This is a genomic window from Alteriqipengyuania triglochinis (genome assembly GCF_054655655.1).
In genome coordinates this window covers 365732-380901 of record NZ_BAAHNC010000002.1, presented here as the reverse complement: position 1 = coordinate 380901, position 15170 = coordinate 365732, and the positions used below count along the sequence as shown (strand labels likewise).

General features: G+C 67.3%; 16 protein-coding genes. 14 read left to right on the top strand and 2 right to left on the bottom strand.

Annotated elements, in window-relative coordinates; all coding sequences use genetic code 11:
- Positions 1-68: 68 nt before the first annotated feature.
- From ACYQ0L_RS07535 to ACYQ0L_RS07515, 5 genes are all read left to right on the top strand, one after another.
- Complete coding sequence (locus tag ACYQ0L_RS07535) at positions 69-1061, top strand: NAD(P)H-quinone oxidoreductase (RefSeq protein ID WP_459789011.1); 993 nt, start codon at positions 69-71, stop codon at positions 1059-1061.
- 176 nt (positions 1062-1237) lie between these two features.
- The gene (locus ACYQ0L_RS07530) at positions 1238-2185 is read left to right on the top strand and encodes a UDP-2,3-diacylglucosamine diphosphatase (RefSeq protein WP_459788432.1); all 948 of its coding nucleotides are present in this window, start codon (positions 1238-1240) and stop codon (positions 2183-2185) included.
- A complete protein-coding gene (locus ACYQ0L_RS07525) occupies positions 2185-3258 on the top strand; it encodes a glycosyltransferase family 4 protein (protein ID WP_459788431.1) in 1074 nt (357 codons plus the stop codon). Before ACYQ0L_RS07530 ends, ACYQ0L_RS07525 begins: the two co-directional genes overlap by 1 nt.
- 162 nt (positions 3259-3420) lie before the next feature.
- On the top strand, positions 3421-4203 hold the full coding sequence (locus ACYQ0L_RS07520; RefSeq protein ID WP_459788430.1) for a cell cycle transcriptional regulator TrcR: 783 nt from the start codon (positions 3421-3423) through the stop codon (positions 4201-4203).
- A gap of 63 nt (positions 4204-4266) precedes the next feature.
- Positions 4267-5937 carry a long-chain-fatty-acid--CoA ligase gene (locus ACYQ0L_RS07515; protein ID WP_459788429.1) on the top strand — a complete coding sequence of 557 codons (1671 nt, stop codon included), beginning with the start codon at positions 4267-4269 and terminating at the stop codon, positions 5935-5937.
- A gap of 106 nt (positions 5938-6043) precedes the next feature.
- On the opposite strand, the gene ACYQ0L_RS07510 is transcribed toward ACYQ0L_RS07515, so the two are convergent.
- Together ACYQ0L_RS07510 and ACYQ0L_RS07505 are read right to left on the bottom strand one after the other, a co-directional pair.
- Positions 6044-6535, bottom strand: coding sequence for a bactofilin family protein (locus ACYQ0L_RS07510; RefSeq protein WP_459788428.1), 492 nt, complete (start codon positions 6533-6535; stop codon positions 6044-6046).
- Positions 6528-7688, bottom strand: coding sequence for a peptidoglycan DD-metalloendopeptidase family protein (locus ACYQ0L_RS07505; protein ID WP_459789010.1), 1161 nt, complete (start codon positions 7686-7688; stop codon positions 6528-6530). The genes ACYQ0L_RS07510 and ACYQ0L_RS07505 overlap by 8 nt, the downstream gene beginning before the upstream one ends.
- 251 nt (positions 7689-7939) lie before the next feature.
- On the opposite strand from ACYQ0L_RS07505, the gene ACYQ0L_RS07500 reads away from it, so the two are divergent.
- The 9 genes from ACYQ0L_RS07500 (at position 7940) to wecB (ending at position 15170) form a co-directional block, all read left to right on the top strand.
- Positions 7940-8659: a nicotinate-nucleotide adenylyltransferase gene (locus tag ACYQ0L_RS07500; RefSeq protein ID WP_459789009.1), complete on the top strand. Its 720-nt coding sequence runs from the start codon at positions 7940-7942 to the stop codon at positions 8657-8659.
- 135 nt (positions 8660-8794) lie between these two features.
- Positions 8795-9160, top strand: coding sequence for a ribosome silencing factor (rsfS, locus tag ACYQ0L_RS07495; RefSeq protein ID WP_459788427.1), 366 nt, complete (start codon positions 8795-8797; stop codon positions 9158-9160).
- A gap of 19 nt (positions 9161-9179) precedes the next feature.
- Positions 9180-9602 (top strand): 23S rRNA (pseudouridine(1915)-N(3))-methyltransferase RlmH, encoded by a 423-nt coding sequence (locus ACYQ0L_RS07490; RefSeq protein ID WP_459788426.1) that lies wholly within the window; start codon positions 9180-9182, stop codon positions 9600-9602.
- Between the two features lie 6 nt (positions 9603-9608).
- A complete protein-coding gene (locus ACYQ0L_RS07485; protein WP_459788425.1) occupies positions 9609-10850 on the top strand; it encodes a murein hydrolase activator EnvC family protein in 1242 nt (413 codons plus the stop codon).
- A gap of 112 nt (positions 10851-10962) precedes the next feature.
- A complete protein-coding gene (locus tag ACYQ0L_RS07480) occupies positions 10963-12300 on the top strand; it encodes a S41 family peptidase (RefSeq protein WP_459788424.1) in 1338 nt (445 codons plus the stop codon).
- A 15-nt stretch (positions 12301-12315) separates the two neighbouring features.
- Positions 12316-12798 carry a disulfide bond formation protein B gene (locus tag ACYQ0L_RS07475; protein WP_459788423.1) on the top strand — a complete coding sequence of 161 codons (483 nt, stop codon included), beginning with the start codon at positions 12316-12318 and terminating at the stop codon, positions 12796-12798.
- Complete coding sequence (locus ACYQ0L_RS07470) at positions 12795-13313, top strand: demethoxyubiquinone hydroxylase family protein (RefSeq protein WP_459788422.1); 519 nt, start codon at positions 12795-12797, stop codon at positions 13311-13313. Before ACYQ0L_RS07475 ends, ACYQ0L_RS07470 begins: the two co-directional genes overlap by 4 nt.
- Before the next feature lie 121 nt (positions 13314-13434).
- Positions 13435-14013 (top strand): hypothetical protein, encoded by a 579-nt coding sequence (locus ACYQ0L_RS07465; protein ID WP_459788421.1) that lies wholly within the window; start codon positions 13435-13437, stop codon positions 14011-14013.
- Positions 14014-14045: 32 nt separating this feature from the next.
- On the top strand, positions 14046-15170 hold the full coding sequence (gene wecB, locus ACYQ0L_RS07460; RefSeq protein WP_459788420.1) for a non-hydrolyzing UDP-N-acetylglucosamine 2-epimerase: 1125 nt from the start codon (positions 14046-14048) through the stop codon (positions 15168-15170).

Sequence of the window (15170 nt, the reverse complement as noted above, 5' to 3'; positions counted from 1 at the left end):
CCCGGGATCCGCGCTTCGGACAGGCGCGATACGAGGGGGGAAAGACCATGACGACCGTTCCCGAAACGATGCGCGCCATCGGCTTCGCGCAAGCTGGCGGGCCCGAAGTGCTCGAACTCGAAGAAGGGGTCGCAGTGCCCCGCCCGGGGGCGGGCGAAGTGCTCCTCAAGATCGCCTATGCCGGGGTCAACCGGCCCGACTGCATCCAGCGCGCAGGCCACTATCCCGCACCGCCGGGTGCCTCGCCGATCCTCGGTCTCGAAGCTTCGGGCAAGATCGTTGCGGTGGGCGAGGGTGTGGAGCCCTCGCGGTTGGCCGAACATGTCTGCGCGCTGACGCCGGGCGGTGCCTATGCCGAATATTGCACCGTGCCCGCCGGCCACGTGCTGCCGCTGCCCGAGGCGCTGACGCTGGCGGAAGCCGCCGCGCTGCCCGAGACGATGTTTACCGTGTGGCACAACGTGTTCCAGCGGGGCATGGCGCGCGACGGGGAGACGCTGCTGGTCCACGGCGGCACCAGCGGCATTGGCACGATGGCGATCATGCTGGGCAAGGCTTTCGGGCTGGACGTGATCGTGACCGCAGGCAGCGAGGAAAAGTGCGACGCCGCCCGCCGCGTGGGGGCGGACCACGCGATCGACTACAAGACGACCGATTTCGTCGAGGCGGTCGGCCTCATCACCGGCGGGGAGGGCGTGGACCTGGTGCTCGACATGGTGTCGGGCGACTATGTCGCGCGCAACCTCAAGTGCCTGAAAACCGGCGGGCGGCACGTGACGATCGCGGTGCTCGGCGGGGCGAAGGCCACGATCAACATGGCACTGGTCATGTCGAAGCGCCTGACGCTGACCGGATCGACGCTGCGCCCGCGGTCCGACTCGTTCAAAGCCTCGCTGTGCGAGGAGATCGAGCGCGAGGCGTGGCCCTTGGTGGAAGATGGCACGATCCGCCCGGTGATGGACAAGATCTTCCCGCTGGGCGATGCGGCCCAGGCGCATGCGCGGATGGAGAACGGCGACCATATCGGCAAGATCGTCCTCGCCATCGACGAAGAGATCTGAGGCTGTTCGATTACGGCTGTTGCTCCGCCATTGTGTCCAAGATTGTGGATAGTCGCAGTATTGTCACGGGTTTGTGGGTCGAGTGTAACAATACCCTGCTATCTATCGTCGAATACAACCCGGCGAAGGCGTTTCTTCTTCGGGAGTGATTTCGACGAAGAAACGGAGCGACCTTCATGCTCGACCAAGCTTCGCCGCCGGGGCTGCCCCAGGACCTTTCCGATCTCGCCGGCCATTTCGGCAATGTCGCCGCCTTCCCACCCGTGGAGCCTTCGGTGCCCGAACCCGAGGAGGGCAAGCGCAGCCGCTATCGCACGATCTGGATCAGCGACGTGCACCTGGGCACCAAGGGCTGCAATGCCGAACTGCTGATCGACTTCCTCGACAGTACCGACAGCGAGACGATGTATCTGGTCGGCGACATCATCGACGGCTGGCGGCTGAAGAAGAAGTTCTACTGGCCCGCCGCGCATAACGACATCGTCTGGCGCATCCTCAAACGCGCCCGGCGCGGCACGCGGATCGTCTATATCCCCGGCAATCACGACGAGGTGGTCCGCCCGTTCTGCGGCATGAACTTCGGCGATGTGGAAATCCGCCGCGCGGCGTTCCACGATACGGCGGACGGACGGCGGCTGATGGTGCTTCACGGCGACGAATTCGATACGGTTATGCTCACGCACAGGTGGCTCGCATTCGTCGGCGATACCGCCTACCATCTGATGATGGCGCTCAACGGCTGGGTCAACAAGGCCCGCCAGGCGCTCGGGATGCCATACTGGTCGCTTTCCAAGGCGGCCAAGCACAAGGTCAAGAATGCCGTCGAGTTCATCTCGAAATACGAAGAAATTGTCGCCCGCGCCGCAGGGGAGCGGGGCGTCGACGGTGTCGTATGCGGCCATATCCACACCGCCGAGCATCGCATGTTCACGCATGACGGGCGCGCGATCGAATACTGGAACGACGGCGACTGGGTCGAAGGGTGCAACGCGCTGGTCGAGCATTTCGACGGGCGGATGGAAATCCTCCACTGGCCCGACGAGATCGCCCGGCGCGAGGATCGCGGTGCTGCACCCGGGGCGCCCGCTGCGGCCGAGGCGGAAAGCGCCCGGGCAGTCGCCTGATGCTGTTGCAGGAACTGGGCGGCGTGGCTGACCTGATCGGGGCCCCGCCGAAGTCGATCGCGATCGTCAGCGATGCCTGGCATCCGCAGATGAACGGGGTCGTGCGCACGCTCACCACCACCTGCGATCTTCTGCGCGCGAGCGGGCATCGCGTCGATGTGATCACGCCGGACCAGTATCCTTCGGTCCCGTGCCCGACCTACCCGGAAATCCGCCTCGCGCTGACGCTGCCCGGTGCGGTGGGGCGGCGGCTCGCCACGCTCCAGCCCGATGCGGTCCACATCGCCACCGAAGGCCCGCTGGGCCTCGCCGCGCGGCGATACTGCATGAGCAAGGCGGTGCCTTTCACGACCGCCTATCACACCCAGTTTCCCGACTACGTCTCGCGCCGCACCTATCTGCCGCCCGACGCGTTCTGGCCCTATATCCGCTGGTTCCATCGCCCCGCGCAGCGCGTGATGGTCGCCACCGAGAGCATCCGCGAGGAACTGCGCGCGCAGGGCCTCACCCGGCTGCACCACTGGGGCCGGGGCGTCGACCTCCAGCTGTTCCGGCCCGATGTCGGCCCGTGTGCCGATTACGAAGGGCTGACCGGTCCGGTCCAGCTCTATGTCGGGCGCGTCGCGGTCGAAAAGAACCTCGAGGCGTTCCTCAAGACCGGCCATCGCGGCACCAAGGTGGTCGTGGGTGACGGCCCCGCATTCTCGGATCTCAGGGCGCGCTATCCCGAGGCTATCTTCCTCGGCAAGCGCTCGGGCGACGATCTGGCCCGCTGCTACGCCAATGCCGACGTGTTCGTCTTCCCCAGCAAGACCGACACCTTCGGCCTCGTGATGATCGAAGCGCTCGCCTGCGGTACGCCCGTGGCGGCCTATCCGGTACCCGGCCCGCGCGACGTTCTGACCCCGGAGGCGGGCGAGATGGACGAGGATCTGGACCGGGCGATCGCCGAAGCGCTGACACGTGACCGCGCGGCCTGTGCGGCCTACGGGCGCCAGTTCAGCTGGCAGGCGGCGACGGTGCAGTTCCTTGCCGGGCTGGAGGAATTCGATGGCGAGTGCCTCACGCCCTGACGCGCGCCCCGATGCACCCGGAGCGCGCGCATGCGATGTGCCTTGCCCAAGTGCGGCGCGATCCCTACAGTGTAACCGACGCGGCCGCTCCGAAAGGGGCGGCCCTTGTGTTTTCTGGTGCCCGTACAGGCGCCTCCCCAGGCAGTTCAGGAATACCTCATCATGGCCGACCAACCCACTCCGCTGATGCCCCATGCGACCGCCACCTGGCTGGTCGACAATACCGGCCTCAGCTTCGAGCAGATCGCCCAGTTCTGCGGCCTGCACATCCTCGAAGTGCAGGCGATGGCCGACGATCTGGCGGGCAGCAAGTATACCGGGCGCGATCCGGTCTATGCCGGCGAGCTGACGCAGGAAGAGATCGAGCGCGGCCAGGCCGACAGTTCCTACAGCCTCAAAATGCAGAAGGCCCCGGCCGAGGTCACCCGCACCAAGGGCCCGCGCTATACGCCCGTGTCCAAGCGACAGGACAAGCCCGACGGCATCGCGTGGATCGTGCGCAACCACCCCGAGGTTACCGATGCGCAGATCGGCAAGCTGATCGGCACCACGCGCAACACGATCGGCGCGGTGAAGGACCGCACGCACTGGAACATCCAGAACATCCAGCCGAAGGATCCGGTGACGCTGGGCCTGTGTTCGCAGCGCGAGCTCGACGCGGTGGTCAAGGCCGCGGCCAAGAAGGCCGGCGTGGAAAATACCGCCGCCGATCCGCAGGTCGAGGCGGACGACAAGGCCAAGCTGATCCAGGAACTGCGCCGCGAGCGCGAGGATAACGAGAAGGCCGCCGCCGAAGCCGCGCAGGAAGCCGAAGCCGCCGCATGGCTCGAAGCCAAGCGCGCGAGCGAGGAAGAACAGCTGAAGGGCGGGCCCGTCGACACCGGTCCGCAGCCCGACGCGCAGGAAGAGCCGCAGCCCGAAACGGAATCGGGCGAAGAGGGCTAAAAAACCTCCCTCTCTCGCCAGCAAATGCTTGCGGGAGAGGCCCCGGGTCTGCATCATGTTTACATGGATGTAAGCAAGCTCCCGTATCATCACCCGCGCGCGTGGGACACCGCGATCGAGACCACCACCATGCCCGCGCTCTTCGGGCGGGCGGTGGACGAACACCCCAACCGCACGCTGGTCGAATTCATGGGCCGCAAGCTCAGCTATCAGGCGATGCATGCCGAAGCGCGGCGGTTCGCCGCCGGCCTGCAGGACGCCGGAATCGGGCGCGGCGACCGGGTCGGCCTGTTCCTGCCCAACGTGCCGATCTACCTGTCCGCCTATTACGGGGCGATGATGGCCGGGGCGACGGTGGTGAACTTCTCGCCGCTCTACTCGGTCGAAGAGCTGTCCCACCAGGTCGAGGATTCGGGCACCCGGCTGCTGGTCACGGTCGACGTCCCGCAGCTGTACGATACGGCCGCGCAGGTTCTCGACCAGTCTTCCCTCCAAACGCTCGTCGTCGGCGGGCTCGCGAACATGCTGCCGACGCTCAAGGGCCTGGGCCTGCGCCTCTTCAAGGCGAGCGCGGTTGCCAAACCCGACTATTCGAACCGGATCGTCAAATGGGGCGAGATGCTCCCACGCAGCGAACCGCGCGCACTCGACATCGCGCCCGACGAGATCGCCCTGCTGCAATATACCGGGGGCACCACCGGTCGCCCCAAGGGCGCGATGCTGAGCCACGCGAATCTTGCCGCCAATGCCCAGCAGGTCAACGCGATCGATCCGTTCGACCGCACCGAGCCCGACATTATCATGGGCGCGCTGCCGCTGTTCCATGTCTTCGCCAATACCTGCGTGCTCAACCGTTCGATCGTGCGCGGCGCGACCATCGCGATGGTCCCGCGCTTCGACGCGGGCGATGTGCTGGCGACGATCAAGCGCGTCGGCGTGACCGGCTTCCCCGGCGTGCCGACGATGTTCCAGGCGCTGCTCGACCACCCCGATATCCGCAAGGCCGACTTCTCCAGTCTGCGCATCTGCATCTCGGGCGGGGCGCCGCTGGCCGACCCGCTGCGCGAGCGGTTCGAGAACGTGTCGGGCGTGCGGCTGGTAGAAGGGTATGGCCTGACCGAGAGTTCGGGGGTCGTCTCGACCAATCCGTACGAGGCGGAGCGCAAGGCGGGCACCATCGGGCAGGTGCTGCCGCAGACCCGCCTGCTGCTGCTGGACAAGGAAGACGAGAACAAGCTGGCGCCCGAGGGCGAGCCGGGCGAACTCGCGATCAACGGGCCGCAGATCATGCAGGGCTACTGGAACCTTCCGCAAGCCGATGCCGAGGTTTTCGTCGAGCATCAGGGGCGCAAATGGCTGCGCACCGGCGATGTCGCGACCATCGCGCCCGACGGCTTCGTCGAGATCGTCGACCGGATAAAGGACATGATCGCGGTCGGCGGCTTCAAGGTCTTCCCCAGCCAGGTCGAGGACGTGCTGCAGGATCATCCGGCGATCCGCGACGTGCTCGTGATCGGTGTGCCCGACGACTACAAGGGCGAGGTGCCGCGTGCCTACGCGACGCTCAACCGCGATGCGAAGGCACCGACCGGGGAGAGCCTGCGCGACTGGCTCAACTCGCGGGTCGGCAAGCACGAGCGGGTCGACGAAGTCGTGATCCGGGACGAATTGCCGGTCACCATGGTCGGCAAGCTCGATCGCAAGGCGCTGCGGCAGGAAGTGCTTGGCGACTAGGGCCTAGTCCGGACACGGCTCCGCACCCGGCGGCTACCGAACCGAGCAGCCCGCACAACCATTGCGGCGCGTGGTCGAGGCTTCCCGGTGTGGCGCGGCGGAATCGCTAGGAGGCGGAGCTGCGCTGCTTCTCGCTGTCGCCGTCGGCATCATTGTCCGACGCGAAGGACGAAATGCCGAGGTCGGCGGTGGTCGAGGAGCCGTTGCCGTTCGAAGCCGCCGCGCCGTCCTGCCCTGCCTCGGCTTCGGGCTGGCTTTGCGGCACCGCGTCGCGCGGCGCGAAGCGGCCTTGCACCGTCGCGCCCTGTTCCACGGTCAGCGCCTCGTAATGGACGTCGCCATTAATCGTCGCGCTGCGCAGGATCACGAGTTCGCGGGCGTGGATCGATCCGTCGACCCGGCCGGCGAGCCGCGCGGTCTCGACCTTCACCTCGCCGGCGATCTGGCTGCCTTCGCCCTGGACGAGCGAGGCGCAGTCGATGTCCCCTTCGACGGTTCCATCAATGTGGAGTTCGGTCGATGCGGCAATGTTGCCGGTGATGGTGACGTCCGCCCCGAGGACGGAGAAGCTGCCCGAGGAGGAGCCGCCCTTAGACACCGGCACTGCCTTCGGCGTTGCGGGCCGTGCGGGAGCCGCTGGTACCGGGGTTTCGACGTGCTTTTTCGAGAACATCAGGGGCTAACTCCAGGAATGTGCGCGGGTTGACTGCTGTGCCGTTTACTCGAACCTCGAAATGCAGGTGCGGGCCGGTCGATCGCCCCGTGCTGCCGATGGCTCCGACGATATCGCCTGCCTCGACCCGCTGGCCGACCTTCGCGTCAAACCGCGACATGTGCGCGTAACGGGTCAACAATCCCTGCCCGTGACTTATTTCGACAACGTTACCATAGCCTCCCCGGCGCCCCACGAAGGTGATCTTGCCGTGCGCGGTGGCGTAGATGGGAGCGCCCATGGGCCCTGGGAAATCGAGCCCCGTGTGCATCGCGGCCCGGCCGGTGAAGGGATCGCGGCGATAGCCGTAGGAACTGTTGGCCGCGGCCACATCGGTCGGGCGCACCTGCGGCACGCCGTCGAGCGATGCCTCCAGCGTGGCCATGCGCGACAGGCTGAGGCCGAGCCGTTCGAACCGGGGGTCGATCTCGCCATCCTCGAACACGGTTTCCAGCGGGCCGCCGCGCGCACCGGTGTCTGCCGCCGCGAGCATCGTTTCGGGATCGAGCCCGAGCTCCCGCAGCGCCCACATGGCCTGCCGCGAGCGGCGATCAGCATAGCGGGTCAGGCCTTCGACGAAGGCCAGCTGGCGGGCCTCGATCTGCGCCAGTTCGGCGGCCTCGGGCACGGCGACCGAGACTTTCTCGACCAGTTCGTCGGTTTCTTTCGGACCATCGCCGGCCGTCGCGGGCTGGACGCCGCCCTGCTGCGCCGCGTCTGCGGGCACGACTTTCATCATTTCCTCGATGAAGTCCTGCCGCTTGTTCAGATCGAGGACGATCTCGTCCATGTTTTCGCGGTAGGCTTCCAGCCGCTCCTCCGAGGTTGCGACGCTGGTCTCGCGTTCCATGAGCGACGCGCGCTCGACGCTCGCCTGGTACTGGAAGAAGCTTAAGACGCCCATGCTGCCGACGAAGGCGACCGATGCGGTCAGCGCGAGCGCGGCGGTGCGCTTCTGCAGGCCCGAACTGATCTTGATGAAGCGAACCTGCCCCTGCGAGCGCATGAAGAACTCGCGCTCCGGAAACCATGTCTCCATGCGCTGCGCCCACGTGACGCGCTGTTCCGTGCGTTGTGTCAAAGCGACCCCTAAGCGTTGTCCCGGTCCGGCGCGGGGGCTAGCAAGGCGGCGAAAGGCGGTCGAATCGTACGGCGAGTCGACAGGACGAAGCGAAGGCTGCCCGCGATGAACTGTGAAAATACCTATCTGCTGCCGGAACCAACCGGGTCGAGCGGTGTTTAGCACCCTTGACCGAATCGCCCGTGCCCCCCTTTTCGCGCTCTAGAGCGATCGGCGGATTTCGATCCGGCGCTTGTGTCCGTCCCGGTTCTGCACGAAGCGGCCCGCGAATCGGTCTGCTGGGCGGAAGTTTCAATCCTGCGCATGGCGGCCACCGGCGCATCTCCCTGTTCGCGCATGCGGCGCTGGGACTCGACGAGGTCTGGTGGCTGGTCTCGCCCGGCAATCCGCTCAAACCGAAGAAAGGCATGGCACCGTTGCCAGCGCGCTACAGCTCTGCCGTCGCGCAGGCGCGTCGCGCACCGATCAGGGTCACCGCGATCGAGCGTGAGCTTGGCACGCGCTACACCATCGACACGATCAGGGCCTTGCAGGCGCGCTATCCCAAGCGCGATTTCGTGTGGCTGATGGGGTCCGACAATCTGGCGACATTCCACAGGTGGAAGGCCTGGCGCGATATTGCGCGACGCCTGCCGATTGCGGTTATCGCCAGACCGGGGTATGAGATGGCGACCGTCGCGAGCCCCGCGGCGGCCATGCTGCGGCGCTTTCGCATCGATGCGGCGCAGTTTCGTAGCAGGGGCGAATGGAGCGCACCGACGCTGGTGACAATGCGTTTCGATCCCGACGAGCGGTCGGCCACCGCGATCCGCGCTGGCGAGCCCGATTGGGCCCGGAGTTTAGCCGGGCGTCACGCATCCGCTTCCCTTCGAGACCAGATAACCCATCGGCCCATACCAGGGGCCGAAACGGAGCCGGGCGGCGCATGACTCGCATATGCTCCCGGCCATTCTTATCTCCCCGGAATGACAGGAGTATCGACCACGCCCATGGCACATGCGCAGACCACCCCAGCACCCTCCGGCGCGCCCGCCGGAATCGCCGCTTCCCGCAAGGGGGCGCGGATGAGCAATGACCGTTCCGACGAACTGCACGCCATGGTGATGCAGCAACTGGACGACGACCAGGCGCAGGACATCGTCTCGATCGACCTCGACGGGAAGTCGAGCATCGCCGATCACATGATCGTCGCCTCGGGCCGCTCGACCCGGCAGGTCGCCTCGATCGCCCAGAAACTGGCCGAGAAGATCAAGCAGGACGGCCATGGCCCCGTGCGGCTCGAAGGCCTGCCGGCCGCCGACTGGGTGGTAATCGACGCGGGCGACGTGGTGGTCCACCTGTTCCGCCCGGAAGTGCGCAGCTTCTACAATATCGAGCGGATGTGGTCGTTCGGCGATGACGAGAAGTTCGCCGCCAGCGGCAACGCATAAGCGGGGTTTCCCGGCACACATGCAACTTCACATCGTTGCGCGCGGCAAGATCGGGCGCTCGCCCGAGGCCGAGCTGGTCGACCGTTACCTCACGCGGATCGCGTGGGAGACGCGGCTGACCGAACTGCCTGAGACCGGCGGGCGCATTCCCGCCCCGAAGGAGCCGGTCCGCACCGTCGCCCTCGATGAAAAAGGGCGCGATCTCTCTTCCGAAAAGCTGGCAGGCATCCTTGGCGAATGGCGCGACGGCGGCATTCGCGAAGCGCGCTTCCTGATCGGCGCGGCGGACGGCCACAGCGATGCCCAGCGTGAAGAAGCAGACCTGCTGCTCGCCTTCGGCAAGGCGACCTGGCCGCACCTGCTGGCGCGCGCGATGCTGGCCGAACAGCTCTACCGGGCGACGAGCATTCTTGCAGGCCATCCCTATCATCGGGCAGGATAGCCCGCGATGCCTCGACGCTTCGCCTTGATCGCCGTGCCGCTGGCGGCGCTTGCCGCCCTCGTGCTGGCACCGCAGGTGCGCGGGCAGGGCGCTGCGGGGTTCGAGAGTGCGCAGGATGTGCGCGCCGCGATCGAGCGTGCCGAGCGCGCTTCGCAGCGCGCTGCCGAGCGGGGGCGCTCGCTCGAGAAAGCCGCCGCCGAGGCCGCGCAGGAGGCGGAGAAAGTCTCCCGCCAGTCCGCCGCGCTCGCCGCGCGGATTCAGGAAACCGAAGCAGAGATTGCGGTGGCGCAGGGGCGCCTCTCGCTGATCGCCCGCCAGCAACGCGCGCTCGACGCACGGCTGGGCGAACGGCGCGAACCGCTGATCCGCCTGACCGGGGCTCTGCAGAACTTCTCGCGCCGGCCGCTGATGCTGTCGGTCTTTCGCCCCGGATCGGTGCGCGAGAGCATGTATCTGCGCGCCGTCCTCGAAACGACGATTCCCGAGGTGCGCGGGCGCACTGCTGCGCTGCGGGCGGAAATCGACCGCAGCAATTCCCTGCGCGAGCAGGCCGAGGCCGTGCTCGGCACGCTCGCCGAAGAGGAAGAGCGGCTGGCGCTGCGCCGCAGCCAGCTGGCCGAGATCGAAAACCGCAAGCGGCTCGCCGCGCGCCGTCGGGGCGGCGAGGCCGACCGGCAGGAGGAGCGCGCGCTCGCTTATGCAGAACAGGCGCGCGATCTCGACGGGCTCGTCGCCCGGATCGACGCGGCAGGCGCCCTGCGCGAAGAACTGGCTGCGCTGCCCGGGCCGATGATCCGCCCCGCGCAGCCCGCCGAGGCGCGCGCGCCGGGCACCGGCACCCCGACCCCTATTCCCCCTGCAACGCGCGGTGCCGCCCGCTCGCCCGCCGGGCTGCGCCTGCCGGTTGATGGGCGCACGCTGCGCGGATTCGGATCGGTAGACCGCAGCGGCGCCAAGTCCGAAGGGATCGCGATTCGCGCTGCAGGCGGGGCGCAGGTCGTCACCCCCGCGCCTGGCCGGGTGGCGTTTGCCGGGCCATTCCGCGGCTATGGCCGGATCGTGATCGTCGAGCATCCGGGCGGCTGGACGAGCCTCGTCACCGGGCTCGCGCGGACCGACGTGACCGTGGGCGCCGATCTGACCGAGGGCGCGCCGCTCGGCGTTGCCCCGCCTGCCGGAGGTGCGATCGGCTTCGAACTGCGGCTCGGCGGGCGTCCGGCGAACCCGCTCGACCACCTGTCGAACTGAGCTTGGGCCGCGCGCGCACCGCCCGAAACCGGGGCGGCACCGCCTCAAGTGCATCTGGCGTTAATGCCTTGCGCACTATAAACGGGGGCGAATGTCCGGAAGGCTTGAGAATATGAAACTGCCCGTCGTCGCCCGCTCGCTCGCGCTCGTCTCCGCACTCGCCATGGTCCCCATCGCGACTGCCGGCGTTGCGCAGGTCGACAGCCGCGTGGCGCCCGAGTTCGCCAAGCTCTTCGCGACCTACCAGCGGATCCAGACGAGCTATGTCGACGAGGTCGACAGCGACAAGCTGATCCGGGGCGCAATCGACGGGATGCTCGCGAGCCTCGATCCGCATTCGGCCTATCTCGACGGCAGCGACCTCGAGCGGCTCGAAACGATGATCGACGGCAATTATTCCGGGCTCGGCCTGTCGGTCGTGATGGAAGACGGTGCGGTCAAGGTCATCAGTCCGTTCCGGGGCAGCCCGGCGGAAAAGGCGGGCATCAAGGCGGGCGATTTCATCACCCACCTCAACGGCACCCTGATCTACGGCGGCGATCTCGACGAGGCGGTCGAGCAGATGCGCGGCCCCGCCGGCACCTCGATCAACCTGACGATCTTCCGCCCGGGCAGCGAGGAGCCGATCGAAACCAGCGTGACACGCGGCGTGATCGAGCTGGAGCCGGTGACCCATTCGGTCGCCGCGGGTGGCGTCGGGATCATCACGGTCAACGAATTCTCGCGCGATGTCGGCGCCGACGTGTTTGCCGCGTGGGGCGATATCCAGCGCGAGGCGGACGGGCGGATCAGCGGCCTGATCCTCGATCTGCGCTCCAACCCGGGGGGCGCTCTGGATGAAGCGGTTGCCCTGTCCGACCTGTTCCTGACCGACGGGCGGATCGTCTCGCAGCGCGGCAGGGCCCGCGGCGAATCGATCACCTACAATGCGGAGACGGTCTATCGCGGCGAGATCGCGGCGAATGTGCCGATGATCGTCCTGATCGACGCGGGCTCCGCCTCGGCCAGCGAAATCGTCGCGGGGGCATTGCAGGATCACCATCGCGCGTTGATCATGGGCGAACGCAGCTTCGGCAAGGGCAGCGTGCAGTCGCTCGTCCCGCTGGGGAACGACGCCGCGCTCAAGCTGACCACTGCGCGCTATTTCACGCCGTCGGGCCATTCGGTGCAGGAAGGCGGGATCGATCCCGATATCCGCGTGCCGCAAATCTCGGACCCCGATCTCGAACGGCGGATGAAATACCAGCTGCGCGAGAGCGACCTGCGCGGGCACCTCATCAACGAGGCGCAGCTCAAGGAAGACGATATGGAGCGCGATCTGAAGGCGGATCCGCGCTTCACCCAGACCTCCGCCGAGCTCAAGGAGCAGGGGATCGAGGACTTCCAGCTCGACTACGCGATCAAGACGCTGCGCCGGACCACCGCCAGTTCGGTCGCGTTGCTCAAGTAAGCGAAGCGCCCGGACATGATCGCTACGCCGCACGCGCGCACCGCCCGCTGGATCGTCCTGCTTGCACCGGCCTTCCTGCTGGGCGGGGCCTATATCGGCCAGTACGTCTTCGGGCTCTATCCGTGCGAGATGTGCTGGTGGCAGCGCTACCCCCATTTCATCGCTCTCGCGCTAGCCATGCTCGCCTTCGTCGCGCCTCCGAAGCGGCTGTGGGTGGCCCTCGCCGCCCTCGCGATCGTCGCGTCCGGGCTGATCGGCGGCTTTCATGCGGGCGTCGAATATGGCTGGTGGCAGGGGGTGACCGGGTGCGCGAAGATCGCATCCTCGCACGAAGGGGGCAGCGCGCTCGACGCGATCCTCGCCACGCCGCTGATCCGCTGCGACCAGGCACCATGGAGCTTGCTGGGCGTTTCGCTGGCAGGATATAATTTCCTGATCTCTGCAGGCGCAGGGCTCGCCGCCCTCGTGCTGCTGGCAACCAGGCGGAAGGCATCATGAAAGAACAGATCGAACGCATGATCCGGGTCGACCAAGCGGGCGAGTTCGGCGCGACGCGCATTTATGCCGGGCAGCTGGCGGTGATGGGCGATCGCGGCCCGCATTCGGGCGAGATCGCGGCCATGGCCCGGCAGGAAGACGATCATCACGAAGCCTTCAACCGGCTGGTGGCAGAGCGCGGCGTGCGTCCGACCGCGCTGCATCCCTTCTGGTCGGTCGCGGGCTACGCGCTGGGCGCGGCGACTGCGCTGATCGGGCCCAAGGCCGCGATGGCATGCACCGCCGCGGTCGAAACGGAGATCGACAACCACTATTCCAAGCAGCTCGATACGCTGCGCGAAGCGGACGAAGATCCCGAGCTTCAGGGCATGATCGAGCAGTTCCGCGAGGAAGAGCGCGAGCATCACGATGCCGCCATCGCCGCCGGGGCGGAGGAAGCGCCCGGCTATCCGCTGCTGTCCGCCGCGATCCGGCTGGGCTGCCGCGCCGCGATCCGCCTTTCCGAGCGCGTGTGATGCGCGCGAAGCCCGGCTGTTGCGTCGAACGCTTCAGTCGGTATTCACCCGTCGTCGCCCTATATGCGACGCGCAAGATCCGGCTCCAGAGCCGTCCATTTACGCCTTCAAGGGGCCTGCCATGAAGACTCTCGCTACCGCAACCATCGCCGCAGTGCTTGCCATGGGCGCCGCCGCACCCGCCTTCGCGCAGGACGAGGCGGGCGACCGGGTCAACATGGTCATCGCCTACGACGAAGACGAATGCCCGACCGAAAGCGCCGCGAACGAAATCGTGGTCTGCACCATCGTGGTCGAGGCCGACCGTTATCGCATTCCCGCCCCGCTGCGGCATAGCGACTCCCCCGAGGGCACGGCCTGGGCGCAGCGCGTCGAAAGCTTCCGCTTCGTCGGCGATTTCGGCGCGATGAGCTGCTCGCCTTCGGGTGCCGCCGGGTTCACCGGGTGCACGCAGAAGATGATCGATGCCGCCTACGAGGCGCGCGAGAACGGAGCGAGCGCCCGGTTTGGCCAGCTGATCGCCGAAGCGCGGGCCGAACGCCTCTCCACGATCGATGCCGATGCCGCCGCCGAGCAGGAGCGGGTCGAGATGATCGAGCGCGAATATATGGAGCGGCTCGAGCGTGAGCGGCAGGCCGAGGTGCCCGACGCGCCGCTGCCCGAGCCCGAAGCGAGCGGCGCCAGCGCCGCCGACGACTAGGCTTCGCAGCCGGCATTGCGTATGGCCGGGTGATGGCCAGCACGCAGAAAATCGCGCTCGTTTTCGGCACCCGTCCCGAAGCGATCAAGCTCTTCCCGCTGATCCACTTGTTGCGGGGCGATCCCCGGTTCGAACCGGTGGTGATCGTGACCGGCCAGCACCGCGGCATGCTGGACCAGGTGCTCGATATTGCGCAAATCGTGCCCGACCATGATCTGGCGGTAATGCGGCCGGAGCAGAGCCTCGATGCGCTCACCGCGCGGCTCCTGACCGGCATCGGCAACGTGCTCGACACCGAAGCGCCTGACTGGGTGGTGGTACAGGGCGACACCGCCAGCGCCATGTCCGGCGCGCTTGCCGCCTTCTATCGCAAGATCCGCATCTGCCATGTCGAGGCGGGCCTGCGCAGCGGCGATATCTACCATCCCTGGCCCGAAGAGGTGAACCGCAAGGTCATCGGCACGATGGCCGCGCTCCATTGTGCGCCCACGTCCACTGCCGCTGCCGCGCTCCACCGCGAGAATGTGGCCGATGCGGATATCTACGTTACCGGCAACACCGTGGTCGACGCCCTGCACTGGGTGCTCTCCGCGATCGAGGAGCGGCCCGCGCTCGCCGCGGACCTCCACGCCGCTGCCGCGCCTTTCGCGGGCAAGCGGATCGTCGGCGTGACGAGCCATCGGCGAGAGAATTTCGGCGACGGCATGCGCGCCATCGCGCAGGCGATCCGCGCGATTGCCGCACGGCCGGACACGGCGGTGCTGTTCCCCGTCCATCTCAACCCCAATGTGCGCGAGATCATGCAGGCCGAGCTGGCGGGGCTGGAGAATGTCGCGCTGCTCGACCCGCTCGACTATCCCAATTTCGCGGCGCTGATGCAGGCGAGCACGCTGATGCTGACCGACAGCGGCGGTGTGCAGGAAGAAGCCCCCGCGCTGGGCAAGCCCGTGCTGGTGATGCGCGAGACGACCGAGCGGCCCGAAGGCGTCGAAGCGGGTACCGCGAAACTTGTCGGCACCGATCCGCAGGCGATCCACCGTGAGGTTGCCCGCCTGCTCGACGACGAGGCCGCCTACGCCGCGATGGCGCAGGCGCATAATCCCTTCGGCGATGGAAAATCGTCGCAGCGCATCGCGGACCTTCTGGCGCAGACCTGA